27 protein-coding genes and 1 pseudogene are annotated in these 23,291 nt (G+C 64.0%); 9 read left to right on the plus strand and 19 right to left on the minus strand.

The genetic code is table 11. The features are described 5' to 3' along the window. Positions 1-59: 59 nt before the first annotated feature. A complete protein-coding gene (locus P6U23_RS35025; RefSeq protein ID WP_407176859.1) occupies positions 60-269 on the plus strand; it encodes a hypothetical protein in 210 nt (69 codons plus the stop codon). A 302-nt stretch (positions 270-571) separates the two neighbouring features. Further along, positions 572-877: a hypothetical protein gene (locus tag P6U23_RS35030; protein WP_407176860.1), complete on the plus strand. Its 306-nt coding sequence runs from the start codon at positions 572-574 to the stop codon at positions 875-877. Between the two features lie 343 nt (positions 878-1,220). On the opposite strand, the gene P6U23_RS35035 is transcribed toward P6U23_RS35030, so the two are convergent. From P6U23_RS35035 to P6U23_RS35060, 6 genes are all read right to left on the minus strand, one after another. Further along, positions 1,221-1,727 carry a DUF2852 domain-containing protein gene (locus P6U23_RS35035; RefSeq protein ID WP_407176861.1) on the minus strand — a complete coding sequence of 169 codons (507 nt, stop codon included), beginning with the start codon at positions 1,725-1,727 and terminating at the stop codon, positions 1,221-1,223. Positions 1,728-1,867: 140 nt separating this feature from the next. After that, the gene (locus tag P6U23_RS35040; RefSeq protein ID WP_407176862.1) at positions 1,868-2,569 is read right to left on the minus strand and encodes a TetR/AcrR family transcriptional regulator; all 702 of its coding nucleotides are present in this window, start codon (positions 2,567-2,569) and stop codon (positions 1,868-1,870) included. A 109-nt stretch (positions 2,570-2,678) separates the two neighbouring features. Continuing rightward, positions 2,679-3,044 (minus strand): YciI family protein, encoded by a 366-nt coding sequence (locus P6U23_RS35045; RefSeq protein ID WP_024507344.1) that lies wholly within the window; start codon positions 3,042-3,044, stop codon positions 2,679-2,681. A gap of 64 nt (positions 3,045-3,108) precedes the next feature. Then, entirely contained in the window at positions 3,109-3,525 is a 417-nt protein-coding gene (locus P6U23_RS35050; RefSeq protein ID WP_407176863.1) for a YciI family protein, read from the minus strand. Positions 3,526-3,735: 210 nt separating this feature from the next. Then, positions 3,736-4,104 carry a nuclear transport factor 2 family protein gene (locus P6U23_RS35055; RefSeq protein WP_407176864.1) on the minus strand — a complete coding sequence of 123 codons (369 nt, stop codon included), beginning with the start codon at positions 4,102-4,104 and terminating at the stop codon, positions 3,736-3,738. Beyond that, positions 4,105-4,758 (minus strand): glutathione S-transferase family protein, encoded by a 654-nt coding sequence (locus P6U23_RS35060; RefSeq protein WP_407176865.1) that lies wholly within the window; start codon positions 4,756-4,758, stop codon positions 4,105-4,107. Positions 4,759-4,944: 186 nt separating this feature from the next. Here P6U23_RS35060 and P6U23_RS35065 point away from each other — a divergent pair, with 186 nt between their 5' ends. Both P6U23_RS35065 and P6U23_RS35070 read left to right on the plus strand, forming a co-directional pair. After that, on the plus strand, positions 4,945-5,730 hold the full coding sequence (locus P6U23_RS35065; RefSeq protein WP_407176866.1) for an SDR family NAD(P)-dependent oxidoreductase: 786 nt from the start codon (positions 4,945-4,947) through the stop codon (positions 5,728-5,730). A gap of 13 nt (positions 5,731-5,743) precedes the next feature. Beyond that, positions 5,744-6,169, plus strand: coding sequence for a hypothetical protein (locus P6U23_RS35070; RefSeq protein WP_407181692.1), 426 nt, complete (start codon positions 5,744-5,746; stop codon positions 6,167-6,169). Positions 6,170-6,361: 192 nt separating this feature from the next. Here P6U23_RS35070 and P6U23_RS35075 read toward each other — a convergent pair whose 3' ends face one another. The 4 genes from P6U23_RS35075 to P6U23_RS35090 form a co-directional block, all read right to left on the minus strand. After that, positions 6,362-6,772 (minus strand): VOC family protein, encoded by a 411-nt coding sequence (locus P6U23_RS35075; protein ID WP_407176867.1) that lies wholly within the window; start codon positions 6,770-6,772, stop codon positions 6,362-6,364. A gap of 91 nt (positions 6,773-6,863) precedes the next feature. Then, positions 6,864-7,235 (minus strand): DoxX family protein, encoded by a 372-nt coding sequence (locus tag P6U23_RS35080; protein ID WP_407181693.1) that lies wholly within the window; start codon positions 7,233-7,235, stop codon positions 6,864-6,866. Between the two features lie 290 nt (positions 7,236-7,525). Beyond that, on the minus strand, positions 7,526-8,806 hold the full coding sequence (locus P6U23_RS35085; protein WP_407176868.1) for an RNA polymerase sigma factor: 1,281 nt from the start codon (positions 8,804-8,806) through the stop codon (positions 7,526-7,528). Further along, a complete protein-coding gene (locus tag P6U23_RS35090; RefSeq protein ID WP_407176869.1) occupies positions 8,803-9,171 on the minus strand; it encodes a YciI family protein in 369 nt (122 codons plus the stop codon). The genes P6U23_RS35085 and P6U23_RS35090 overlap by 4 nt, the downstream gene beginning before the upstream one ends. Positions 9,172-9,309: 138 nt before the next feature. Here P6U23_RS35090 and P6U23_RS35095 point away from each other — a divergent pair, with 138 nt between their 5' ends. Further along, a complete protein-coding gene (locus P6U23_RS35095; RefSeq protein WP_407176870.1) occupies positions 9,310-10,275 on the plus strand; it encodes a 2-hydroxyacid dehydrogenase in 966 nt (321 codons plus the stop codon). Between the two features lie 157 nt (positions 10,276-10,432). On the opposite strand, the gene P6U23_RS35100 is transcribed toward P6U23_RS35095, so the two are convergent. Continuing rightward, positions 10,433-11,098 carry a TetR/AcrR family transcriptional regulator gene (locus tag P6U23_RS35100; RefSeq protein ID WP_407176871.1) on the minus strand — a complete coding sequence of 222 codons (666 nt, stop codon included), beginning with the start codon at positions 11,096-11,098 and terminating at the stop codon, positions 10,433-10,435. Positions 11,099-11,196: 98 nt separating this feature from the next. On the opposite strand from P6U23_RS35100, the gene P6U23_RS35105 reads away from it, so the two are divergent. Continuing rightward, a complete protein-coding gene (locus P6U23_RS35105; RefSeq protein WP_407176872.1) occupies positions 11,197-11,841 on the plus strand; it encodes a glutathione binding-like protein in 645 nt (214 codons plus the stop codon). Between the two features lie 208 nt (positions 11,842-12,049). Here the strand turns inward: P6U23_RS35105 and P6U23_RS35110 are convergent. From P6U23_RS35110 to P6U23_RS35145, 8 genes and pseudogenes are all read right to left on the minus strand, one after another. Then, a pseudogene (locus P6U23_RS35110) lies at positions 12,050-13,194 on the minus strand (IS4 family transposase). A gap of 221 nt (positions 13,195-13,415) precedes the next feature. After that, the gene (locus tag P6U23_RS35115; protein ID WP_407176873.1) at positions 13,416-13,883 is read right to left on the minus strand and encodes a DUF1348 family protein; all 468 of its coding nucleotides are present in this window, start codon (positions 13,881-13,883) and stop codon (positions 13,416-13,418) included. An 85-nt stretch (positions 13,884-13,968) separates the two neighbouring features. Continuing rightward, the gene (ybgC, locus tag P6U23_RS35120) at positions 13,969-14,418 is read right to left on the minus strand and encodes a tol-pal system-associated acyl-CoA thioesterase (protein ID WP_407176874.1); all 450 of its coding nucleotides are present in this window, start codon (positions 14,416-14,418) and stop codon (positions 13,969-13,971) included. A gap of 81 nt (positions 14,419-14,499) precedes the next feature. Continuing rightward, entirely contained in the window at positions 14,500-15,417 is a 918-nt protein-coding gene (locus P6U23_RS35125) for a metallophosphoesterase (RefSeq protein ID WP_407176875.1), read from the minus strand. Positions 15,418-15,639: 222 nt separating this feature from the next. Next, positions 15,640-16,686, minus strand: coding sequence for a Holliday junction branch migration DNA helicase RuvB (gene ruvB, locus P6U23_RS35130; protein WP_407176876.1), 1,047 nt, complete (start codon positions 16,684-16,686; stop codon positions 15,640-15,642). Positions 16,687-17,014: 328 nt separating this feature from the next. After that, positions 17,015-17,632 carry a Holliday junction branch migration protein RuvA gene (ruvA, locus tag P6U23_RS35135; RefSeq protein WP_407176877.1) on the minus strand — a complete coding sequence of 206 codons (618 nt, stop codon included), beginning with the start codon at positions 17,630-17,632 and terminating at the stop codon, positions 17,015-17,017. Then, positions 17,629-18,156, minus strand: coding sequence for a crossover junction endodeoxyribonuclease RuvC (ruvC, locus tag P6U23_RS35140; RefSeq protein ID WP_407176878.1), 528 nt, complete (start codon positions 18,154-18,156; stop codon positions 17,629-17,631). Before ruvC ends, ruvA begins: the two co-directional genes overlap by 4 nt. Before the next feature lie 190 nt (positions 18,157-18,346). Then, positions 18,347-19,093, minus strand: a complete 747-nt coding sequence (locus tag P6U23_RS35145) for a YebC/PmpR family DNA-binding transcriptional regulator (RefSeq protein ID WP_024507758.1) — start codon at positions 19,091-19,093, stop codon at positions 18,347-18,349. A gap of 211 nt (positions 19,094-19,304) precedes the next feature. On the opposite strand from P6U23_RS35145, the gene P6U23_RS35150 reads away from it, so the two are divergent. The 3 genes from P6U23_RS35150 to P6U23_RS35160 all read left to right on the plus strand — a co-directional run bounded on the left by P6U23_RS35150 (position 19,305) and on the right by P6U23_RS35160 (position 23,289). Continuing rightward, on the plus strand, positions 19,305-21,059 hold the full coding sequence (locus P6U23_RS35150; RefSeq protein WP_407176879.1) for a methyl-accepting chemotaxis protein: 1,755 nt from the start codon (positions 19,305-19,307) through the stop codon (positions 21,057-21,059). A 68-nt stretch (positions 21,060-21,127) separates the two neighbouring features. Then, positions 21,128-22,555: a methyl-accepting chemotaxis protein gene (locus P6U23_RS35155; protein WP_407176880.1), complete on the plus strand. Its 1,428-nt coding sequence runs from the start codon at positions 21,128-21,130 to the stop codon at positions 22,553-22,555. 269 nt (positions 22,556-22,824) lie between these two features. Continuing rightward, on the plus strand, positions 22,825-23,289 hold the full coding sequence (locus tag P6U23_RS35160; protein ID WP_407176881.1) for a (2Fe-2S)-binding protein: 465 nt from the start codon (positions 22,825-22,827) through the stop codon (positions 23,287-23,289). Positions 23,290-23,291: the final 2 nt, after the last annotated feature.

The following is a 23,291-nucleotide window of genomic DNA, read 5'->3' on the forward strand; positions in this document are numbered from 1 at the left end:
TGGGACAACCGGCGTTGCCGCATGCTGGACCATGGAAGTAACGGCGCAAGATGGGCCAGATGTTTTTCGCGCAAACGATCGATTCCTGGATCACGCTGACCGGCGCACTCATCGGTTGTTGGTATGCGTACCGACCCGCAGTGCCGGGACCCAAGCAAGCCGAGTGGGAAGCCTGGCACCAAAGATGGGGACGCTTGCTCCAGGTGCTGGCGCCGCTGCTCGCGGTGGTCGCGATCGCGAAAATCCTGATTCAACTGCGGGCGCAATGATTGCTTCGGCAAGCTAAGCAGGATCGCATTCACCTGATCCTGCTCGCTCTCGTGCCTCCGGCGCGCCAGAGGCCGTCGCGGCCAGGTTGAGCCGCCATTCTTTCCCGCGTCACCGCACCTTTGCTCGCGCGCATGACAGCTCGGCCACGACATTCTCGGCTTTGGAACGCCGCTTGCGGGAACCGGCAGGCACGGAACCTGAGCCGCAGCGGACGAAATGTACAAAATCGTACATTCCCGGAACCTCAGGGCCGGCTTCCACATTGCCTTTTGGACATTTCTGTGAGGCCGTGAGGCAAGCGATGGACCTTGACGCCAAACACAATCGGGCAATCCGCGACGAGGTCGCGGACCGGCTGCGCACCATGCTGTCTCGCGAGCCGTCAGGCATACCGCCGCGGCTGCTGCAGCTGGCTGCACGGGCTCGTCAAGAGGTCGTGATGACAACGGTGGCAGCACTTCTTGCGCGAAAGCAAGAGCTGATCCAGCGCCTGCAGCAGGAGTGCGAACCCGAGAAGCGCGACGAGGTCGAACGCCTCCTGGAAAAGATCAACACGGCGTTGAACCTGCTCGACCAGCCGCGGCGCGAAACCCAGGACAAGCCTTAAAGCGCATGAGCGTGCGTTAGCGCGTGCGCCGGTCAAGTTGCAGAGCTGGACGAGTGCCTTTCAACCAGGCCCGTCATTGCGCGATCCAGACTGCTGCATCCGCAGAGAGAGAGAGAGAGAGAGAGAGAGAGAGAGAGAGACTGCATCCGTGGAGAGAGTCTGGATTGCTTCGCTTCGCTCGCAATGACAGCGGAGGTCGGCGCACGTCTTCCCGATGCCTTCGGCTTGGCAACTGCTCTATCCAGCGCCTCAAAACAAAACCGCCCGTCTGCTTGCGCAAACGGGCGGCATTCAGCCTCTAGGTGTCATGGGGGCACTCGCCTAAAGGCTTTGGCTCGTGCGGTCAGCCCTGCGGCGGCTGTTGATCGGGACCCTGCGTGGGGCGGCTGCGATGCTGGGCCATGAAGGCGTCGAACTCCTCCTTGTCCTTGGCGTGGCGCAGACGGCTCAGGAATTCCTTGAACTCGCGCTGCTCCTCTTCGAGACGCCGCAGCGTCTCCTCACGGTACTCATCGAAGGCGCGGTTGCCGCTCGAGGGCGGCCCGAAGCCCCAGCCAAAACCGCGGCGCTCCATGCGGTTGCGCATGCGCTCCATCTTGTACTGCATGCGCTCCATCTTGTTCTGCCAGCGATCGCTGTCGTGGTGACTCCAACACGCCATTTTTCTGCTCCCGAGAGTGAAAAAGAGAAGGGCAAGTCCAATCGGCCACCAGATGATGAAGCCGAGGATGGTGACGACGATCCACCCGGGATGCCAGGGCGTATCGAGCATGTGCGGCCGATAATAGGGCCGGTCATAGGGCTCTTGCGCCGGACCGCGCCAGCGATTGACGTCTGCGGTGTAGGCCATTTCGCTCTCCATTTGCGGCACCACGGCATCACGCCGGTGTGAATGTAAATAACATTTACATAGCTATCCCATCCCGGATTTTTGTCAAGGCGACCACCGGTCGCGCCTTCGGAATTATTTTCGGAGACTATTTTGGAACCTTATTTCGGCTTGCCCCAGGGTCCCGCCGGCTTGTCCTGCGCACTGCCCTCCTCGGCCCGACGATCGGTCGGGAAGCCGAGGCCGCGCAGGTAGATCAGCACTTCGGCTTCCAGCAATTCCTCCGGCGACATCGGCAGCTTGCGCCGCGCGCCGTCACCGCGCCCAAACAGCGAAGCAATGCCGTGCGACATCGCCCAGATATGCAGCGCCATCATCATCGCTGGCGGGCGTGGCACCCCGGGCGGCGCAAGGGCCGCAAGCCGTTCGGCCGCGGCGCGCAGCACGCCGAAGGCGCGTTCGCTCGCGGCCATCAGTGCAGGATTGGAATCGGCCGGCAGACCCGATTCGAACATCGCGGAATAGAAGGCCGGCTCCTCGCGCGCGAAAGCGAGATAGGCTCGCCCCACCCGCTCGAAGGCGGTGATGGTGTTAGGACGACCGTCGTCCCACGCACCCGTCAGCGCCGCCTCGAACTGCTCGAAGCCGCGTTGCGCGATCGAGGACAACAGTTCGTCGCGATCGCGAAAATGCCGGTACGGCGCCGCCGGGCTCACGCCCGCCATGCGCGCCGCGTCGGCAAAGGTAAAACCGGCCGCGCCCTTCTGCGCGATCAGGTCGAGCGCCGCCTGCAGCAGCGCTTCCTTCAGATTGCCGTGGTGATAGCCGCGCTCCGCGCGGCGCTGATCCTTGCGCCAACTCATGTAAATGGCTTTTACATGAGGCGGATGCAAAGGTCACTACGCTGGTCGGACCGGGCAGGATCTCAAAGCCTCACCTGAGCGGCTTGAGAGCCTGCCCGGTTTGACCGAACTAGCCGCCCGGGATCGGCAGAACCGGCATGATCTCGATGGATTCGCCCGGGAAAATGGTGAAGTGCGGGTGGTTTTCGAAGAGCTTTGCGGCGGCCTCGTGGGAGGCGGCGCGGACCACCGTGAAGGCGCCGAGATGGTTGCTGATGTCGGTGATGCCCTTTGCATCCGCCTTCTTGGTCTTGCCGAGCGGCCCGCCCATGTAAACGATGGCGCCCTGGTGCTGTTCGGCCCAGGCTTTCCAGGCGGCCATGCCCTGCTGCTCCTTGGCGCGCCGCTCCCCTTCGGGAAGCGCCATCCAGGCGGTCATTTGCGGACTGGTCTTGCTGCCCAGGAAGATTGCAAGATAGGTGTCGTTGGCGCTCATGGGATGTGGTCTCCTTTGGCCTTCGCTGGTTGGAAATACTCGAAGTGGGGGACGCGGCTGCCGCTTAGCGCGCGGATGACCGCTGCAGCTCCGCAAAGCCGGCGGCGGCTTGCTGGATCTCGGCGGGGAAATCCGCCATCTCCTGCACCTGGCGAATTTCGATGATCTCGTTAGCGGAGGCTGGGCAGCGCTTGGCCCAGGCGATCGCCTCTTCCTTCGAACTCACCTCGATCATCCAATAGCCGCCGATCACTTCCTTGCTCTCGATGAACGGGCCGTCGGTGACGAGCGGCTTGCCGCCTTCGAAGGAGACCCGCGCGCCCATTGACGGCGGGTGCAGCCCGTCCAGCGTGACCAGAACGCCGGCCTCCTTCAGCTCCTCGTTGTATTTCATCATCTTCTCGACGGCTTCGACCGGCGGCATCGTGCCAGGCGCCGCCGCCTCATAGCCTCTCGGGATCATCAACAGCATGAAACGCATTGCTCTTCTCCGTGCGATTTACATTGCGGTGTCTGCGCCGAAGCGTCGTTGCCAGCGCCGTTTCGCTTTGCGCATGATCAATTCGGAAGGCCAGTATTCACGTTGCGCTACGCGGGCCTCCGGTGCGGATCATGCTCATAGGACGAACCAGGTTGTGCGCCGCCGACAGGTCTGGCGAAATTATTTCGGAGGTAATTGTCCTCCCTCTCACTATCGCGGCTGTTGGAGCAGGCGGCCGTTCTGGTAAGCCGCGCCGAAATAGACGTCGATGCGGCTCACCTTGTCGCCCCTGAAGGTGAAGAACTCGGTGTTGCGAAAGCTCCTGCCGTCCTTCGCGACACAGAGGTACGTCACAAAGGCCTCACTGCCCTGAACGAAGATCCGTTCGAGCTCGTGCCGCGCGATCCAGTCGCTGGTCCTCCAGCAGCGCTCGAAGTAGGTCGCCTTGTCGAGCGCATCGTCATAAGGGCTGGTGAAGCGAAAATCCGTGATGAAGGAATCTTCGACACGCTTGCGGTCATTGGCGAGATAGGCGGCGAACAGTGCGCGGATGGTGTCCGCCTTGTCGCGGGCCGTCATTCAGCCCTCCTTCGGCACCAGGTGGAAATAGGGCTCGGCCTCCTTGAGCACCCGCGCCACCGAGGGCCGCGCCTGCAGCCGTTCGAAATAGGCGGCGACATTCTTGCGCGCCGGACCGAACGGCTCGACCTTGTTGCCGTAGAACAGGGGCGGCAGCGCCGAGCAGTCGGCGAGCGTAAAGTCCCTGCCCATGGCCCAGTGACCGGCCGCCATCTGCTGCTCGATGATGTCGTAGGAGCTACGAAGCTGTGCCCTGGCTTCTTCGACGCCATGCCGATCCTTCTTGTCCGCGGCGCGAAGGCGGTCGCCGATGATCTTCTGCATCGGCAGGTGGACATAGAGATCGAAGAAGCGGTCGCGCAGCCGCATCTGCAAGGCGGCTTCCGGATCGTCGGAGACCAGCCTGACAGGACCGGGATAATGGCGATCGAGGTATTCGATGATGATGCTCGATTCCGGTACCGTCCGCTCCCGCGCATCGTCGCGCAACACCGGAAATCTGCCGATGGGCGACAATTTCAACAGCGCGGCGCGCTCGTCCGGATCGCCGAGATTGACCAGCTTTGGCGTGAACGGCGTGCCGTTTTCGTAGAGGGCGATCAGGACCTTCCAGCAGAAGGACGACAGCGGATGGTAATGCAGCGTGAGCGACATGAGAGATTCCCTTAATTGCCGGCGCGATCTGGCCGGCGTTCCCTCATAGGACGAACGGCACCTCGTCCCGCAGACAGCTTCCAGACACCTCCGGCAAATTATTTTGGGACGGCGGGCGCGCTCGCCATTAAAAGCGGGTGCCTGGCTGCAAGCCGGGCACTTCCGAATTTGATCATGGATGATGGAATGACCTCTTCTGCGCAAAAAGTCGCACTGGTGACGGGAGCCGCGCGCGGTATCGGCCTTGCCACCGCCAAACGCTTCCTCGCCGACGGCTGGCACGTCGCGCTGCTCGACATCGAGCGCGAGCTCCTGGATGGCGCGGCCGCCGCGCTCGCCAGCCCCGATACGCTGGCGCTGCATTGCGACGTTTCCGACGCGAGCCAGGTGGCTCAAGCCCTGGATCAGGTGGCAAAGCGCTTCGGCCGGCTCGATACGCTGATCAACAATGCGGGAATTGCGACCTTTGCCCCGCTCCTGGACACCTCGGAGACCGACTGGAACCGGATTCTCGCCGTCAATCTCACCGGCCCCTTCCTCTGCACCAAGGCCGCCGTACCGCTGATGCGGGAGGCCGGCGGCGGCGCGGTGGTCAACATCACCTCGATTTCGGCGGTGCGCGCCTCGACGCTGCGCTCGGCCTACGGCACCAGCAAGGCCGCCCTCGCGCATCTGACCAAACAGCTTGCGGTGGAACTGGCCTCCCTCGGCATCCGCGTCAACGCCGTCGCGCCGGGACCAGTCGACACCGCGATGGCCAAGGCCGTGCATACGCCACAAATCCGCGCCGATTATCACGATGCTATTCCGCTCAACCGCTACGGCCTTGAAGAGGAACTGGCCGAGGCCATCTACTTTCTCGGCTCCGACCGCTCCAGTTACATTACCGGTCAGATCCTGGCGGTCGATGGCGGGTTTGATGCCGCGGGCATCGGATTGCCGACGCTGCGCGGCCAGAGACGAAACGGGTGAGAGCTTGCGCAGCTTGCGAACCCTGATTGCGACTGTTGCGGTGCTTGCGCTCTGCGCAACGCCGCTGCGCGCCTCGGTTCGCATCCTTTCCAGCCCCGGCGGCGAGGTCGGTCCGTTTCTCGACCTGTTCGAGGCTGTGCGCAATTCCGGCGAGCGCGTGATCATCGACGGGCCCTGCTTCTCGGCCTGCACGCTGGTGCTGAGCATCGTGCCGAACGATCGCATCTGCGTGACCCGCCGCGCCGTGCTCGGCTTCCACGCCGCCCGCTCGGTCGACCGGCGCGGACGCTTCTATGCCGAGCCGGAGGCCTCCGAACTGGTCCTGGAGGCCTACCCTGCCGCGGTGAGAGACTGGATCATTCGCCGCGGCGGATTGACGTCCCACCTCCTGTTGCTGCGCGGCCGGGAGCTCGCGGCGATCTACCGGCCGTGCAGGTAGTTGGAAATCGCTTTAGACTGAACCACCTCCCAAGTGTCACCGTCACCCCTGAGGAGCGCGCGTCGCGCGCGTCTCGAAGGGCGACGGCCCGGCTCTCGCAGCGGGCCGCTGATCCTTCGAGGCTCGCTTGCGCGAGCACCTCAGGGATGACGGGGTGACAAATGTGTCCGCTTCGTCTTCGCTTTATGCGCTCTACTGCTGCAGCGGCGAGATCACCATCCAGGGAATGCCGAACTGGTCGACGCCCATGCCAAAGCCTTTGGCAAAGAAGGTTTTCGACCACGCCATGGTCACACTGCCGCCCTTGCAGAGCGCGTTGAACTTGCGCTCGGCTTCCGCAGGATCGTTTACGCTCAATGACAGCGAGAAGCCCTGTGGTTTTTGAAAATGCTGCGGCGGGGCGTCGGAGCCCATGATGGGGGCACCGTCGATCGAGATCATGCCGTGCATGATCTTGTTCTTGTACTCAGGGGATGAGGGCATCTCCGGCGGCCCCTGCTCGTAACGCATGATCACCTCGATCTTCGCACCCAGCTCCTTTTCGTAGAACTTGAATGCTGCTTCGCAGTTGCCGTCATAGTGCACGTAAGGGGTCACTTGCATGGTCTGCTCCTTGGGCTAGGCGTGGTGGTTAAGACCGATGACTGCGACAGAATTCCACCGAAATGTGGTCGCTCTGTGCAAGGCGCCAACATCACGTTCGGAATGGCAGGAGCTGGCGCAGCTTCTCATCGCGCAGCCACAATCCACCCCACACCATCAGACCGAGATAGAGCCCGAACAGGATGTGGGTGAACAGCGGACTGCCGATGCGAAGGTGAGATGCGATCGCCCCGCCGAGATAACCGGTCAGGAGGATAGCGCCGACGAACGACGTCGGGGGGACTGCATAGAGCACCGTGCAGATCATGGTGATGGCCCCCAGCGTGCGCGCCAGCGTCTCGCTGGAACCATAGCCTATCCTGTCCATCGTGTCGGTGACGACGGAGAGCGGCAGGAGCTTGATGGCTCCGTCGAACAGCAGGAACAGGATCGCCGACCCCGACAACAGGCGGCCCAGCCACAGCGCGGGCCTTGAGACCCGGGAGTCCTTCAGCTCGTGTTGCATATGGGTCGGCATGGCTCGCTCCATTGGTGATGCTTCGACCAATAGACGAACGGGGGAAGCAGCGGCCGACAGGTGCTCGGGGAAAATTTGGCGCCATCATTCCGGGGCGATGCGAAGCATCGAACCATGGTGCGCAATTGCGCACCTGAGAATCCCGGGATTCCGGGTTCGCCTCGGAGCCTGTCATCGTGCCGCGCTTCGCGCGGACCGGCGGAGGCGCCCCGGAATGACAGGATGTATGGGAGGACCTACTTCCCCGCCTTCTTGCCTTTCGGCTCGCTGTCGCGCATCAGGCGGTCGAGATGCATGCGGATATGCGCGGCTTCGGCGGACGTGTTGGCGAGCGCGATGGCGCGATCGAAGGCGACGCGGGCCTCTTCGTTGCGGCCGAGCTGCATCAGGAAGGCGCCGCGCACGCCGAAGAAATGGAAATAGTTGGCAAGCCGCGGCGCCAAGGGCTCGATCATCTCGAGCGCGGCTTCGGCCCCGCGCACCTTGGAGACCGCGACCGCGCGGTTGAGCGTGACCACGGGCGACGGCTGGATCACCTCCAGCGCGCCATAGAGCAGGTCGATCTGCTTCCAGTCGGTATCCTCGGGCCTTGCAGCCCGCGCATGCAGCGCGGCGATCGCGGCCTGGATCTGGTAGGGCCCGCTGCGGCGATGGCGCATCGCCTTGTCGATCAGCGCCAGCCCCTCGGCGATCAACTTTTGATTCCAGAGCGAGCGATCCTGGTCCTCGAGCAGGATCAAGCTGCCGTCCGCATCGAACCGCGCCTCCGTGCGCGCATGCTGCAGCAGGAGCAGCGCCGTCAGGCCCATGATCTCGGGTTCGCTCGGGAACAGCCGGAGCAGCAGCCGCGCCAGGCGGATCGCCTCCTCGCAAAGCGGTTTGCGGATTTCCGCGGTATCGCCGCTCGCCGAATAACCCTCGTTGAAGATCAGGTAGATCATCGCGGCCACCGCGGCGAGCCGCTCCGAGCGCTCGACCGCGCCCGGCGTCTCGAACGGCACATTGGCATCCGCCACGCGCGCCTTGGCCCGCGTGATGCGCTGCTCCATCGCCGCTTCGCTGACCAGAAACGCCCGCGCGATCTGCTTCACCGACAGGCCCGAGACGATGCGCAGCGCCAGCGCAATCTGCTGGGTCGGCGGCAGCTCGGGATGGCAACAAATGAACATCAGCCGCAGGATGTCGTCGCGATAATGCGAGCCGTCGAGCCGCTCGGCGATTTCATCCTCGGCATCACCGAGATCGGAGATCGCGTGATCGTCGTCCGGCAACGGCTCCTGCTTGCGCTTGCGGCGGACCTCGTCGATCGCGACATTGCGGCCGACCATGATCAGCCAGGCCGCGGGATCGCGCGGCGGACCGTTCTGCGGCCAGGTTTTCAGCGCGCGCAGACATGCGTTCTGAAACGCCTCCTCCGCGGTGTCGAGGTCACGGAAGTAGCGCAACAAGGCGCCGACCGCCTGCGGACGCGCCGAGCTCAGCGCGGCATCGATCCAGGCGGTGTCGGTCTCGGTCACTTCAAAGCACCTCCGGGTGCGAACATCCCGACCGGGCGGATCTCATAGGCCCCGCCGGGATTGGCGGCGCCGAGTTCCTTGGCGACGTCGAGCGCTTCGTCGAGATTCTTGCAATCGATCAGGTAAAAGCCGAGAAGCTGCTCCTTGGTCTCGGCATAGGGGCCGTCGAGCACGAGCGGCGGATCGTCCTTGCGCAGCGTGGTCGCGGCCGTGGTCGGCAGCAGCCGCGCCACCGGACCCAACCGGCCCTGTTTTGCCAGCTTCTCCTGCACCACGGCCAGCTTCTTCATCACGGCGGCATCCTGCTCCTTGCTCCAGGAGCCGACAAAATCCTCGTCATGGTAACAAAGGATGGCATAGAGCATGGGCTATCGATCCCCTCGTTTCCTCTGAAAGACGCTGCATTATGCCCCGAGCCGACAGCGCGCGGAAATATTTTGCGGGGGCGGATGCGCACGTTAATGTCGCCGGCTGATCCCCCAGAAGATGAGGCTAAATTGCAAATGACGAAAGGCGCGCTCGCGCTTCTGATCCATGGCGGTACCGACAACTGGTCGCCGGAGCGATGGAAAGCCCGCTTCGAGCAGGTGTGCGGCGACCGGCGCGTTGTCCTGCTGCCCGCGGCCGGCTGCGATCCGTCCGAGGTGCATTATGCGGCGGTGTGGAAGCCGGTTCCCGGCGAGCTCGCGGCCTTTCCGAACCTGAAGGTGATCTTCAACCTCGGCGCCGGCGTCGATGCGCTGATGGCCGACAAATCGCTGCCCGAGGTGCCCTTGGTGCGGGTCGCGGTCGACGACCTCACCAGGCGGATGATGGAATATGTCGTTCTGCACGTGCTGATGCATCACCGGCAGGAGCTCTATTTGCGGGACTCGCAGCGCGCCAGGCGCTGGGCACCGAAATACCAATGGCCGGCCAGCGCGATTTCGGTCGGCATCATGGGGCTCGGGACGCTCGGCACGCATGCGGCGCGGATCTTGAAGCAGATCGGCTTTGGCGTGACGGGCTGGAGCCGGAGCCGCAAGGAGATCGAGGGCATCGCATGCTTTGCAGGCGGCGCGCAGCTCGAGGCGTTCCTGCGCCGCACGGACATTCTGGTCTGCCTGCTGCCGCTGACGGCGGATACGCGGGGCATCCTCAACCACGGCCTCTTTGCAAAGCTCAACCGGACGAGCCCGCTCGGCGCGCCCGTGCTCATCAATGCCGGCCGTGGCGGCCTGCAGAACGAGGCGGATATCCTGGCCTGTCTCGACGACGGCACGCTCGGCGCTGCATCATTGGATGTCTTCACGCAGGAGCCCCTGCCCGCCGACAGCCGGTTCTGGAACCATCCCAAGGTCGTGCTGACGCCACACAATGCAGCCGATACCGATGCGGACGCGATCTCGCGCTATGTGGCGGACCAGATCGCGCGGTTCGAAACCGGCGGCAAACTGGAGAACGTGGTGGATCGCAGGCGGGGATATTAGTCGTCGCCCCCGCCGCGCGAATTGATCTCGGTCGCCCTGGCGAAAGCCAGGGCCCATAACCACAGGACGTTGTTGTTGCGGAGGGCGTCTGCCACCGTGCCCAATTGATGGATTCCGCGGTCTGGGTCCCGGCTCGTTGGCCGGGACGACGGCGAGGTTATTTCGCGGCCATTCCGCACATCACGCCGATCGCGTTCTTCACGATCGCTTCCAGCTCCTTGCGCGGCACGTGGGCGCGGGCGCGGACGGCTATCGTGTGGAGAGTTGCAGAGGCGAGCTGCCCCAGCGCGACCGGGTCGGCCGCGTCCGGCAGTTCGCCCTTCTCCTTGGCCAGGCGGAAGCATCTGGCGAAAGCCTTGTCGAGCTCGGACAATGCGTCAATCACCATGGCGCGAATGGCCGGATCATGCACGGCATCGGATGCTGCGGTCAGCACCGTGAAGCAGCCTTTCGGTCCGTCTTCGCCGGAAAGATACATGTCGAGCGCGACCGCATAGATCCGTTCCAGCCGTTTGCGTAAGCCGAGCTCGCTCCTGAACACATCGCTCAGCGCTGCGCGCGCATCGTCGCGATAGCGTTGATAGCTCTTGATGTAGAGCTCGCGCTTGTCGCCGAAGGCGCCGTAGAGGCTCGGCCGGTTCATGCCGGTCGCGGCGGAGAGATCATCCAATGACGTCGCGGCAAAGCCGCCCTTCCGAAACAGGTCGAGCGCCTTGCCGAGCGCCACGTCGGGCTCATAGGCGCGCGGACGCCCGCGTCGCTTCGGCTCGCCCGTGGCAGCCGCTTTCGGCTCGCTTCCCGGCTTCCCAGTTTTTTGTACCATCTCGCAATAAATTCCTTGACGGCGAAGATATTATGCGAAACAGTATAAAAATCAACAACGGCCCGCTGCGCTGGCCCAACGCCCCAAGGAGGATTCCGATGGACCTGTATTTCTCGCCGCTCGCCTGCTCGATGGCGACACGGATCGCACTTTACGAGGCGGGCGCGGAGGCCAACTATCTGGAAGTCGATCCCAAGACCAAAGTGGTGCGGAAAGACGGCTCCGACTTCCGCAAGGTGAATCCGCTCGGGCTGGTCCCGACGCTGCGCACCGACGATGGCGCGGTGCTGACCGAGAATGCCGCGATCCTGCAATATGTCGCCGACCGCTTGCCGCAGGCCGGCCTCGGGACTGCGCCTGGCATGGAGCGCAGCCGGCTGCATCAATGGCTCTGCTTCATCGGTACCGAACTGCACAAGGGCTTGTTCGTACCGCTCCTCGACAAGAAGGCGGCGCCGGAGGTGAAGACTTACGTGCTCGAGAAAAATCTCTCGCGGCTCGACTATCTCGAGAATTACCTGAGAGACCGCGAGTATCTGCTCGACCATTTCAGCGTGGCCGACGCCTATCTCGTCACCGTAATCAACTGGACCATGGCGACGCCGCCGGTTGAACTCGCGAAATGGCCGGCCGTGAAGGCCTATTACGAGCGCTTGCGCGCGCGGCCCTCGGTGGCGAAGGCGATCGCGGAAGAATTCGAGCTCTACAAGGCCGAGATCGCCCGCCACAAGGCGGCGGCGTAGACTTCTGTCCCGGCCAAGCGACCTGTCCGCCGTAGCTCAAGAGCGAAGGAGGAGCGCAAGCCGGTCCCCGCGAGCCTTTGCGCTCATCGCCGAATGGATCGATAGGTTCACCGTCATGGCCGGGCTTGTCCCGGCCATCCACGATCTTGTGGTGGGCGCGCGGAAGACGTGGATGCCCGGGTCAAGCCCACGGCTGTCCGGTTGAGAGTTAGCATAGAGCAAGGCTCATCTGTTGCTGATCTTGAAGGATCGGTGGCGGATCGAGCAGATTGTGGATTGATCTGCGGTGCAAGAGGTTGGCGCGGACCAACCTGGCGAAGACGAGCGGGCTTCGGACGGCTTTTTGGGCAGCTTGAGCCAGACGTAGCAGCAGGAAGGCGATCAGAGCAACGGCGATCTGGATGCGCACCGCATTCTCGGAGGTGCCGACGAAGCGGGTGATCTTCAAGGTTTGCTTGACCCAGCGGAAGAACAGCTCGATGGCCCAGCGCCGGCGATAGAGCTCGGCGATTTCCTCGGCGGGGGCATCGAGATCGTTCGACAGGATGCGCAGGATCTTGCCGGTGTCGGTCCTGACCCGCACCTCGCGCACGGCATCCTGCATCGGATTGCGGCGGCTCTTGGCCTGGCGCGCGGGCAAGAAGCCGATACGGTCGGAGAGAATGTTGCTGGTGGGAACGACCGCAAGCTCCTCGATGACGTCCAGCGGCGTATTGGATTTGAAGCGGGTGACGATCCGGCATCCGGCGGCATCAAGCGCGGCCCACCAAAGATAGTCGTAATAGCCGAGATCGAAGACATAGGTCGCACCCGGCTCGACCGGCATCTGATGGGCTGCCGTGATATCGTTGACATTGGCCGCGGTGACCGCCGCATAGATCGGCTGATCGGCGTCGGCGTCGTAGATCACATGCACCTTGGCGCCGCAGACGCCGGCCGAAAACTGCGCCCAGTCGGCACTATATCTGTTCAGCCGCACGCTGGTGGCATCGATCAGATAGACCGCCTCGCCACCTTGCGGCGCAAGCCACGGTGGGCCTGCTTCATCATCAACTCCAGCAGCCCGGTAAACACCGTGAAAGGCCGGTTGGCGTTGGCGTCGGACAAAGTTGATCGCCGGACCGGCGCTGCGCCAAGGTGGTAGAGCCGCGCCTCATGGCTCGAAAGAGCCGTCACAATCTCGCGCAGCCCCGCCGCCCCCGAAAGTTGGCCGTACAGCAATGCCAGGAACTGCACCTTGGTCGGCAGCCGCCGCACGCGCGCATCCGCATCATCTCCTTCCACAAGCGCTTCAAACCGATGCCACGGCACGAGCTTCAGAACCTCGCGGAATACTGTATTGTGATGCGGCATGGCGCTGATCTCCTGTCGTGTCCCGGAACGCTTGCAGACGTCCAGAACAGACTAGAATCAACGCCATGCCCCTTGTCCACAAATTCTAAACCGGACAGCCGTGGGTCAAGCCCGGGCATGACGAGCAAGGGTTAGCAGCTTTCGCAATAACGTATGCCTGCGGTGATGGGTCCCGGATCGGCGCTCGCTTTCGCTCGCTTGTCCGGGACGACATCGGAGAATTAAAATGGACTCTCACTCAATCCCGGCACGTCGGCGGGGCGAGGGCCGGGTGCGGGCCAATGGAAACGCCGATCCTTCTCGGCAATCTCGATGTCGTTGATGCTGGCTTCTCTGCGCCGCATCAGGCCGTGCTCGTCGAATTCCCATTGCTCGTTGCCGTAAGAACGATGCCACTGGCCGCTCGCGTCGTGCCACTCATATTGAAAGCGCACCGCGATGCGATTGCCATGGAAGGCCCAGAGATCCTTGATCAGGCGATAGTCCAATTCCTTCGCCCATTTGCGCGTCAGGAAAGCGACGATGGCGGCGCGGCCTTCGAGAAACTCCGAGCGATTGCGCCAGCGGCTTCCTTCGGTGTAGGCCAGCGCGACGCGTTCCGGCTCCCTGGAATTCCAGGCGTCTTCCGCCATGCGCACCTTTTGCACGGCGGTTTGTTCAGTAAAGGGCGGCAGCGGCGGGCGTGACATGATGGCCTCGGGAAAGCGGATCGGGATGCCCTAAGGTAGCGGCAGGGATTGAGAAGTCGATGGGTCGTTCTCTATCGTGCCATAGCTAAGCCATATCGGCTTTCAGAACTGCACGGAGTGCCTTCGGGATGGGATGTGCCCGCCCCTCGCTGATGAAGGCGACGCGCACCTCGGCTTTCACCAGCAAATCCTCACCGCGCCGCACCTCTTGCGCCAGGGTGATGGAGGCGCCCTTCACCGCGACCGGCCAAGTGAGGATGTCGAGCACGTCGTCCATCCGCGCCGGCCTGAGATAGTCGATCTGCATCGAGCGCACGACAAAGGCAAAGCCGGGCGCCTCGCTTTCGGCCTGCGCGAACAGCGCGTGCTGCTCGGCCCCCATCAGCCGCAAATGATTGGTGCGGCCGCGCTCCATGAAGCGCAGATAATTGGCGTGATAGACGATGCCGGAGAAATCGGTGTCCTCGTAATAGACGCGCACCTGCATGTGATGCCGGCCGTCGCGGATCTCGCCGTCGAGATGAGGTAACGTCACTTGCGGGGCCTCATTGCCTGGAAAGCAGATCGTTTTGCGCAAATCCGTTTGATGCGCAAGCGATCGAAGGCCCCAGTGGAACTAGGACACCGCCGGACCGGATCCGCCCAACGTCACCAGCACGAGCTCCGGCGGCACCCCTAAGCGGAAGGGCATGATGCTGCAGCCGAGCCCGCCGGAGACGACCACGTCGCAATTGAACCGGGCGTGGCCATAGGCCAGGCGGTTGCCGTAGCGCGACGGCACCACCGGCGACCAGCCCAGCAGCCGCACCTGGCCGCCATGGGTGTGCCCGGAGAGCTGCAATGCCACCCGATCCGGCACGCGAGAGGCGACGTCCGGCTCATGTGCCAGCAGAATGACCGGCGCGTCGTCGGTGACTTTCGCAAGCGTCGCGCCGAGATCATCGACGCCGATGCGCCTGATGCGCCTGAAACGCGCCGCCGGCACATAGGCGAGCTGATCGCCGAGCCCGGCAAGCCAGAACGGCCGGCCGGCTTTTTTCAGACGCACGGCGTCGTTCTCGTAGACGGGAATGCCGACCGCCTCCAGCGCGCGCCGCGCGGCCGTGGTGCCCTGCCCCTCGCGCTGAACTTCCCGGTCGTCCCAATAATCGTGATTGCCGAGGATCGCATGCACCCCGAGCGGCGCCTTCAGTTGCGCCAGCACCGCTGCCCAGGCCTCCGCCGGAATCCGGCGCGTCATGTGGCGGCAACCGGCGACGTAGTCGCCGAGCATCACGATCACATCTGCGTTAAGGGCGTTGGTATGATTAACGATCGCGTCGATGTGATCGAGCGACATCCAGGGATCGCAGGCGTGCAGGTCCGCCACAACGGCGATCTTCAGCGGTAAATCCGCCGGCCATCGTGCCGGCGCCAGATCATAGCGCGCAAGGCTTAACCGGAAGAGCGGCTCGCCGAAGCCATAGGCTGCAGTCGAGGTGCCAAAAGCGCCGAATCCGGCGAGAAGTTTCAGGAAGCGACGACGTGAAAACATGCGGGCTCAGCGGTGATGCGCGCTTGCCGTATTGCGCAATTGAAGCGGAAATTGGATAGCCCGCCGCGGTGGCCGGCAAAAGGTTAATTTCCGGTCATGCTGAACGTCGCATAGGCCCAAATGGATTGCGCAAGGGGGCGTCGCGCAATCATCGCGGCACGTCGCGCTCGATATCCTTGCGAGGATCAATGACGAGTGAAGGCGATGTCGGCAGCGACGATATCAGTCCTCGTCACTCCCGAACAGTCCGAACTGCGCGGGATCACGCGAGGGCTCGGCGAGCCCGAGATGGCGGAAAGCGTGCGAGGTCAATACACGTCCGCGCGGGGTGCGCTGCAGATAGCCGCACTGGATGAGATAAGGCTCGATGATGTCCTCGATCGCATCGCGCGGCTCCGACAAAGCCGCCGCCAGCGTTTCCACGCCGACCGGCCCGCCGCCATAGTTCATGGCGATCGTGGTGAGATAGCGCCGGTCCATGGCGTCCAAGCCGGCGGCATCGACTTCCAGCGCGCTCAGCGCATGATCGGCAATCGCGCGGTCGATGGACTCCGCGTCAGCGGCGGAAGCGAAATCGCGTACACGCCGCAGCAGCCGGCCGGCGATGCGCGGCGTGCCGCGGGCGCGGCGCGCGATTTCGTTGGCGCCATCGCCCGTCATGCCGACCTTGAGCACGCGCGCGCCGCGACTGACGATCTTTTCCAGCTCTTCGATGGTGTAGAAGTTGAGCCGGATCGGAATGCCGAAGCGGTCGCGCAGCGGATTGGTCAGGAGGCCGGCGCGGGTGGTGGCGCCGACCAGCGTGAATTTCGCCAGCTCGATCTTCACCGAGCGCGCCGCCGGGCCCTCGCCGATGATGAGGTCGAGCTGAAAGTCCTCCATCGCGGGATAGAGCACCTCTTCCACCGCGGGGCTCAAGCGATGGATCTCGTCGATGAAGAGCACGTCGCGCTCTTCGAGGTTGGTCAGCAGCGCGGCGAGATCGCCGGCCTTGGCGATCACGGGGCCGGAAGTGGCGCGAAAGCCGACGCCGAGCTCGCGGGAGACGATCTGCGCCAGCGTCGTCTTGCCAAGACCGGGAGGGCCGACGAACAGCACGTGATCCAGCGCCTCGCCGCGCTTGCGCGCAGCCTCGATGAAGATCGAGAGATTGGCGCGCGCCTGCGCCTGGCCGACGAACTCGGACAGGTTCTGCGGACGCAGCGCGCTATCAGCCGCATCCTCGTTGCGGCGCTCGGGTGTCACGATGCGGGAGGGGGTGCTGGTCATGCCTGCCAACGCACAACGCTGGCAGTTCTCCCTCTCTCCGTCCTTACGGGGACGCAACGCGCAAAGCCCGCGTTGAGAGGGCCGGGGTGAGGGGCTGCTTGCCCGAGCACGGTGCGCGGAGAGTCCCCCTCGCCCGGATCGCATCGGCGATGCGATCCGACCTCTCCCCGCAGGCGGGGCGAGGTGAAGAGAACTCCCGCTTGGAGTGTTGTAGGGTGGGCAAAGGCGCTCCTGGCGCTGTGCCCAGCATCCTTCCATTCGAACCCATGCATGGCAGGCACGCTGCGCTTTGTCTGCCCTGCGATCACTCCGCTGAGATGCGAGACCATCACTTCGCCAATTCCTTCAGGCCCAGCCTGATCAATTGCGCCGTCTCCGCGTTCTCCCCCGCATTACGCGCGGCGGAGGCAATCGCGGCGGCGGCCTGCGGCTGGCCGTAGCCGAGATTGACCAGCGCCGAGATCGCGTCGGCGACAGGGCGCGGGGCGCGGGCCTCGTCGACCGCGCCGGCCAGATGCACCACCGCGGGATCGACATCGGCAAAGCCGGGGGCCTTGTCCTTCAGTTCCGTGACGATGCGCTCGGCGACCTTGGGGCCGACGCCGGGGGTGCGTGTCACGGCCGCCTTGTCGCGCAGTGCAATCGCATTGGCAAGCTCGGCCGGCGGCAGCGTGCCGAGCACGGCGAGCGCAACTTTGGCGCCGACGCCCTGCACCGTCTGCAGCAAGCGAAACCACTCGCGCTCGATGTCGCTTCTGAAGCCGAACAGTTTGATCTGGTCCTCGCGGACGTAGGTTTCGATCGACAGCACCGCGGCCTCACCGGGCGTGGGCAGCGCCTGCAGCGTGCGCGCCGAACAATGCACCTGATAGCCGACGCCGCCGACGTCGAGGATGACGAAATCCTCGCCGTAGGAATCGATCAGGCCCTTCAGCTTGCCGATCATATGCCGACCACCTTGAGCCGCAGGCTCGCGCTCTGGCGATGGTGCGCATGGGTGATCGCGACCGCCAGCGCGTCAGCGGCATCGGGCGATTTCGGCTCGGCCTTGGGCAGGAGGATTTTCAACATCACCGCGATCTGGTTCTTGTCGGCATGGCCCGCGCCGACCACGGTCTTCTTCACCTGGTTCGGCGCATATTCGGACACCGAGATGCCGAAACTTGCCGGCACCAACATGGCGACCCCGCGCGCCTGGCCCAATTTGAGGGTGGCGACGCCGTCCTTGTTGACGAAGGTCTGCTCGACCGCGGCTTCCGCCGGGCTGAAATCGCGCAGCACCGCGGCCAGGCCATCATGAATCACCAGCAGGCGGCTCGCGAGCGGCAGATGGTCCGGCGGCTCGACCGAGCCGCAGCCGACAAAGGTCAGGCGGTTGCCATCACTCTCGACCACGCCCCAGCCGGTACGGCGCAGGCCCGGATCGATGCCAAGGATGCGGATTGGGGCGCGAATCGATGCGGGTGCCATGGGCTAGTGATAGCCTCTGGCGAGAAGCAACGAAACAGGAACGGGGCGACATACCCGGGGAAAGCGCGGCTTGTGTCTTTGGCACGTCATTCCGGGGCGCCTCGAAGAGGCGAACCCGGAATCTCGAGATTCTCAGGTGCGCATGCGCACCATAGTTCGATGCTTCGCATCGCCCCGGAATAACGGAGTCCTAACCCCCCACTTTCGCCATCAGCGCGTCGGAGATCTCGAAATTGGCGAACACGTTCTGCACGTCGTCGTGCTCGTTCAGCATGTCCATCAACTTCAACAGCTTCTCGCCGGTCTCGTCATCGACGGCAACCGTATTCTGCGGCTTCCAGGTCAGCGCCGCCTTGCGCGGCTCGCCGAACTTGGCCTCCAGCGCTTTTGCGACCTCGCGGAAGCTTTCCGGGGATGTATAGATCTCGTGGCCGCTCTCGCTCGAGCTCACGTCATCGGCGCCCGCCTCGATCGCCGCGTCCAGCATCGCATCGTCGGAGGCGACGCTGGCATCATACTCAATCAGCCCGACGCGATCGAACATGAAGGCGACCGAACCGGTTTCGCCGAGATTGCCGCCTGATTTGGTGAAATAGGAGCGGATGTCGGAGGCGGCGCGGTTGCGGTTGTCGGTCAGCGCCTCGACGATGATGGCGACCCCGCCGGGGCCATAACCTTCGTAGCGGATCTCGTCATAGTTCTCGCCCTCGCCGCCGATCGCCTTCTTGATCGCCCGCTCGATATTGTCCTTCGGCATGTTCTCCTGCCGCGCGGCGACCACCGCCGCGCGCAGCCGCGGATTCATGGCGGGATCGGGCGTGCCGAGCTTGGCGGCAACCGTGATTTCGCGGGCCAGCTTGCCGAACAGCTTCGACTTCTGGGCATCCTGCCGGCCCTTGCGGTGCATAATGTTCTTGAATTGGGAATGTCCGGCCATGCGACGTCTCTTGGAATCGACCCCGGAATCGCCCGGGGGTGGAAGGCGCGGCGTTATAGGCCGCGGGACCGCCAAAATCAAAGATTTGGCACTGCCCCTCAGCATGTAGGTATTTGGTTCTGCCCACGAAACAGGCAAGTGTTAACCACGACTTCACGCGTCGGTGGAAGAATGGGGAACCTCAACTTGCTTTCCCGTTCCCAGAGCAACCATGGCGTTCGGTTTTTTTCGCAAACGCGTGCCCGAGCCGGTCGCGCCCGCGCCGGCGGCGAAAGCGCCGGAGCCGGCCCTTGCGACCGATGCCGGCCCAGAATCGGATTCAACGAGCGAACTCCTCGAGCTCCTGGAACTGGAGCTTGGCGGCACCATCCGCCAGCTCGAGCGGGCGGCGCACTCGGTTGCGGCCGGCGCCGAGGCAACCGCCGCGACACTCGCCACCATCCGCGAACGCACCGACGCGCTGACCGGTCGCAGCAGCACCGCCCAGGGCACTGCAACCACCTTCACACAGGCCGCCGAGAAGTTCACCCGCTCCGCGGAAGGCATCGGCGCGCAGGTGCGCGATGCCGGCAAGCTCGCCGATCTCGCCACCGCCGCCGCCAGGGAGGCACGCACCAATGTCGACCGCTTGCGCGAATCCTCCGCGGCCATCGGCAATGTGGTCAACCTGATCGCGCAGATCGCGCGCCAGACCACGCTGCTCGCGCTGAACTCCACCATCGAAGCGGCGCGGGCGGGCGAAGCCGGACGCGGCTTTGCCGTGGTGGCGACCGAGGTCAAGGCACTGGCCGTGCAAACCCAGAGCGCGACCGAAGAGATCAGCAAGAAGATCGAAGCGCTGCAGAAGGATGCGGCCGGCTCGGCCGATGCCGTGCACCGCATCTCGCAGGCGATCGATGCGATCCGCCCCGTGTTCGAGAACGTCAACGGCGCGCTGACCGAGCAGAACCGCACCACCGGCGAAATGTCCGACAACGCCGCCTCAGCCTCGCATTTCATCGCCTCGGTGGGCGAAGGCGCGGCCGCAATCGACGGCGCCGCCAAGGCGGCGGAAACCCACGGCGAGAGCGTGGCCTCCGCCGGCAAGGCGGTGACGCAGTTTGCGCAAAAACTGAAGATACGCAGTGCCGTGCTGCTGAATCAGAAGGACAATGAAGAACGCCGCAGGCATGAGCGGCTGCCGTGCCATCTGAAGATCGAGATCGAAACTGCGCGCGGCATCGTGGCAGCGCCAGTCTACGAGATTGCGAGGCAAGGCGTTCTGATCTCCGGCGCGGAAGCCGCCAAGCTGCCGCTGCATCAAAGCCTCGATGCCAGGCTTGAGGGTATCGGTGCCTGCCGGATTCGCATCAGCCAGTACTCCAAGGCCGGCGCGCAGGCCCGCTTCGAGGCCGTGAGTGCCGCCCTTGCCGACAAGATCGAGGACCAATTGTGGGCGATCCGCGAGGAGAACATCGAGTTCGTGACCCGCGCGATGGAAGCCGGTGTCGCCCTGAACAAGATTTTCGAGGATGCGGTCGCGCGCGGCGCCATTTCGCTGCAGGATCTGTTCGACAGCGACTATGTCGAGATCGCCGGCACCAATCCGGTGCAGTACCGCACCAAATTCCTCGACTGGGCCGATCGCGCATTGCCGCCCTTCCAGGAACCGTTTCTCGCCAATGACGCGCGCATCGCGTTCTGCGCCGCAGTCGACCGCAACGGCTATCTGCCGGTGCACAACAAGATCTACTCGCATCCGCAGCGCCCGGGCGACGTCGCCTGGAACACCGCCAACTGCCGCAACCGCCGCATCTTCAACGATCCGGCCGGCCTCGCCGCCGCCCACAATGCACGCGCCTATCTGATCCAGAGCTACGCGCGCGACATGGGGAACGGCAACACGGTGATGATGCGGGAGATCGACGTGCCGATCCGCGTGCGCGGACGGCACTGGGGCGGCTTGCGCACCGCCTACAAGCTTTGATGCGCTTGGAATGGGAATGAACGGGAATAGGGAATTGGTGTAGTCAACCGAGCTGGAGAAATGCAGCGATGTCGCCGGCTGCTGCCGCTAGAGTGGAAAGTGCTTCTTCCGTTGCTTCCGAAAGCGAGCGGCTGGTCGATCAGCTCGCCGGTCGCATCGGTGTTCTCGGGGTCGAACTCGCGGATGTAGCCGGCAATGTCCAGGAGGTCGCGGGCCGGGTTTCCAACCAATCCGAGCGGTTTCGCCATCTGCAGCAGGCGGCCGAGACGATGGTGACCGCCAACCACGAGATCGCGGACGCCTCCAAGGCGGTGCAGTCGGCCACATCGGACGCTGTCGGTGAGATCACCCAGTCCCGGCAGGCGGTGGAAACCGCGGTCAATCATATCGCCGAGCTGGTCGCTGCCGTCGGCCGTATCGAGAGCAGGCTCGGCGCGGTCTCCTCCGCGCTCGCGCAGGTCGCCAAAGTATCGACCTCGATCGAGGCGATCGCGAAACAGACCAACCTGCTGGCCTTGAACGCAACCATCGAGGCCGCGCGCGCCGGCAGCGCGGGGCGCGGTTTTGCGGTGGTGGCGAGCGAAGTCAAGAGCCTCGCGGAGGCGACGCGCCAGGCGACACAGCAGATCGGCGATACCGTGCGCGGGCTCGATGGCGAACTCGGCCATCTGATCGGCGAAAGCAGCGAGGCCTCCGCGCGCGCCAAGAATGCGGGCGACGGCGCCCAGCAGATCCAGGGCATCATCGCCCGCGTGCAGGACGGCTTCACGAAGGTCGGCCGGGAGATCGACGCTGTCGCGAAAGCCGCCACCTCCAACCTCGCCCAGTGCGACATGGTGATCGACGAACTGGCCAATCTCGCCACGGGCGTCGATCTCTCCTCGACCGACCTCAAGCATGCCGACGAGCGCATCGCAAAGCTGCTCGAGGTCTCCGAAGCCCTGATCGCCATGATCGCCGAGTCCGGCGTCGAGACCTCGGACGCCCCGCTGATCCGCGTGGTGGTCGCGACGGCGAAGCGCATCTCGGATGTGTTCGAGGCGGCGATCGAGCGCGGCGAGATCACCCTCGCGCAATTGATGGACGAGAACTACCGCGAAATTTTAGGCACCGACCCCAAGCAATACCTGACCGATTATGTCGCCTTCACCGACCGCGTGCTGCCATCGATCCAGGATCCGATCCAGAAATCCGATCCGCGCATCGTGTTCTGCGTCGCCTGGGCAAAAGGCGGCTATCTGCCGACGCACAATCCGAACTATCGGCTGCCGCAAGGCAAGGACCCGGTCTGGAATAATGCCAATTGCCGCAACCGCCGCCTGTTCAACGATCGCGCGGTGAAGAAGGTCGCGGCGAACACCAGGCCGTTTTTGCTGCAAACCTATCGGCGCGACATGGGTGGCGGCAATTTCGTGCTGATGAAGGACGTGTCCTCGCCGATCTTCGTTCGCGGCCGGCACTGGGGCGCCTTCCGCATGGGCTTCCGGCAGTCGTGATCCACGGCTTACCGAATAGATAGCGCCCGCCGATCGCGGAATAATTTCCTCTGTCGGCCCTCGATCGCGCGACGTTCGGCGGATTCGTCCGCTTTAATGATGATCATCATACCAATTTGTCAAAATGCACGATATCGTGAGCGGGATCGCTTTTGCGATACGCCGGACCTGCATTGCTAAAGACCTTGTCGTGATATAGCTGCGCCATATTGCTCGCATGACTTCGGCGCCTGCTGCCCGCGGCCGTCGAATACGCAAAAGGGGTGCTTATGGCGACGACCCTCACCATCAATGGCGAACAGAAATCCATCGAAGCGCCGCCCGACATGCCGCTGCTCTGGGTGCTGCGCGACATCCTCGGCATGACAGGCACCAAATTCGGCTGCGGGCTCGCGCAATGCGGGGCCTGCACCGTGCATGTCGACGGCAAGCCGGTGCGCTCCTGCGTGCTGCCGGTCGGCGCACTGCAGAATCGGGCGGTGACCACGATCGAAGGCATCGGCGCGACGCAAGCGGGCGCGAAGGTGCAAAAGGCCTGGCTCGATCTCGAGGTCGTGCAGTGCGGCTATTGCCAGTCCGGCCAGATCATGTCGGCGGCGGCGCTGCTCGCGACCACGCCCAATCCCGACGATTCCGATATCGATGCCGCCATGGCGGGAAACATCTGCCGCTGCGGCACCTATGTGCGGATCCGCGCCGCCGTCAAACAGGCGGCATCAGGCGTGAAGTCGTGAGG

The organism is Bradyrhizobium sp. STM 3562, from assembly GCF_045571435.1.
Lineage (GTDB): Bacteria > Pseudomonadota > Alphaproteobacteria > Rhizobiales > Xanthobacteraceae > Bradyrhizobium.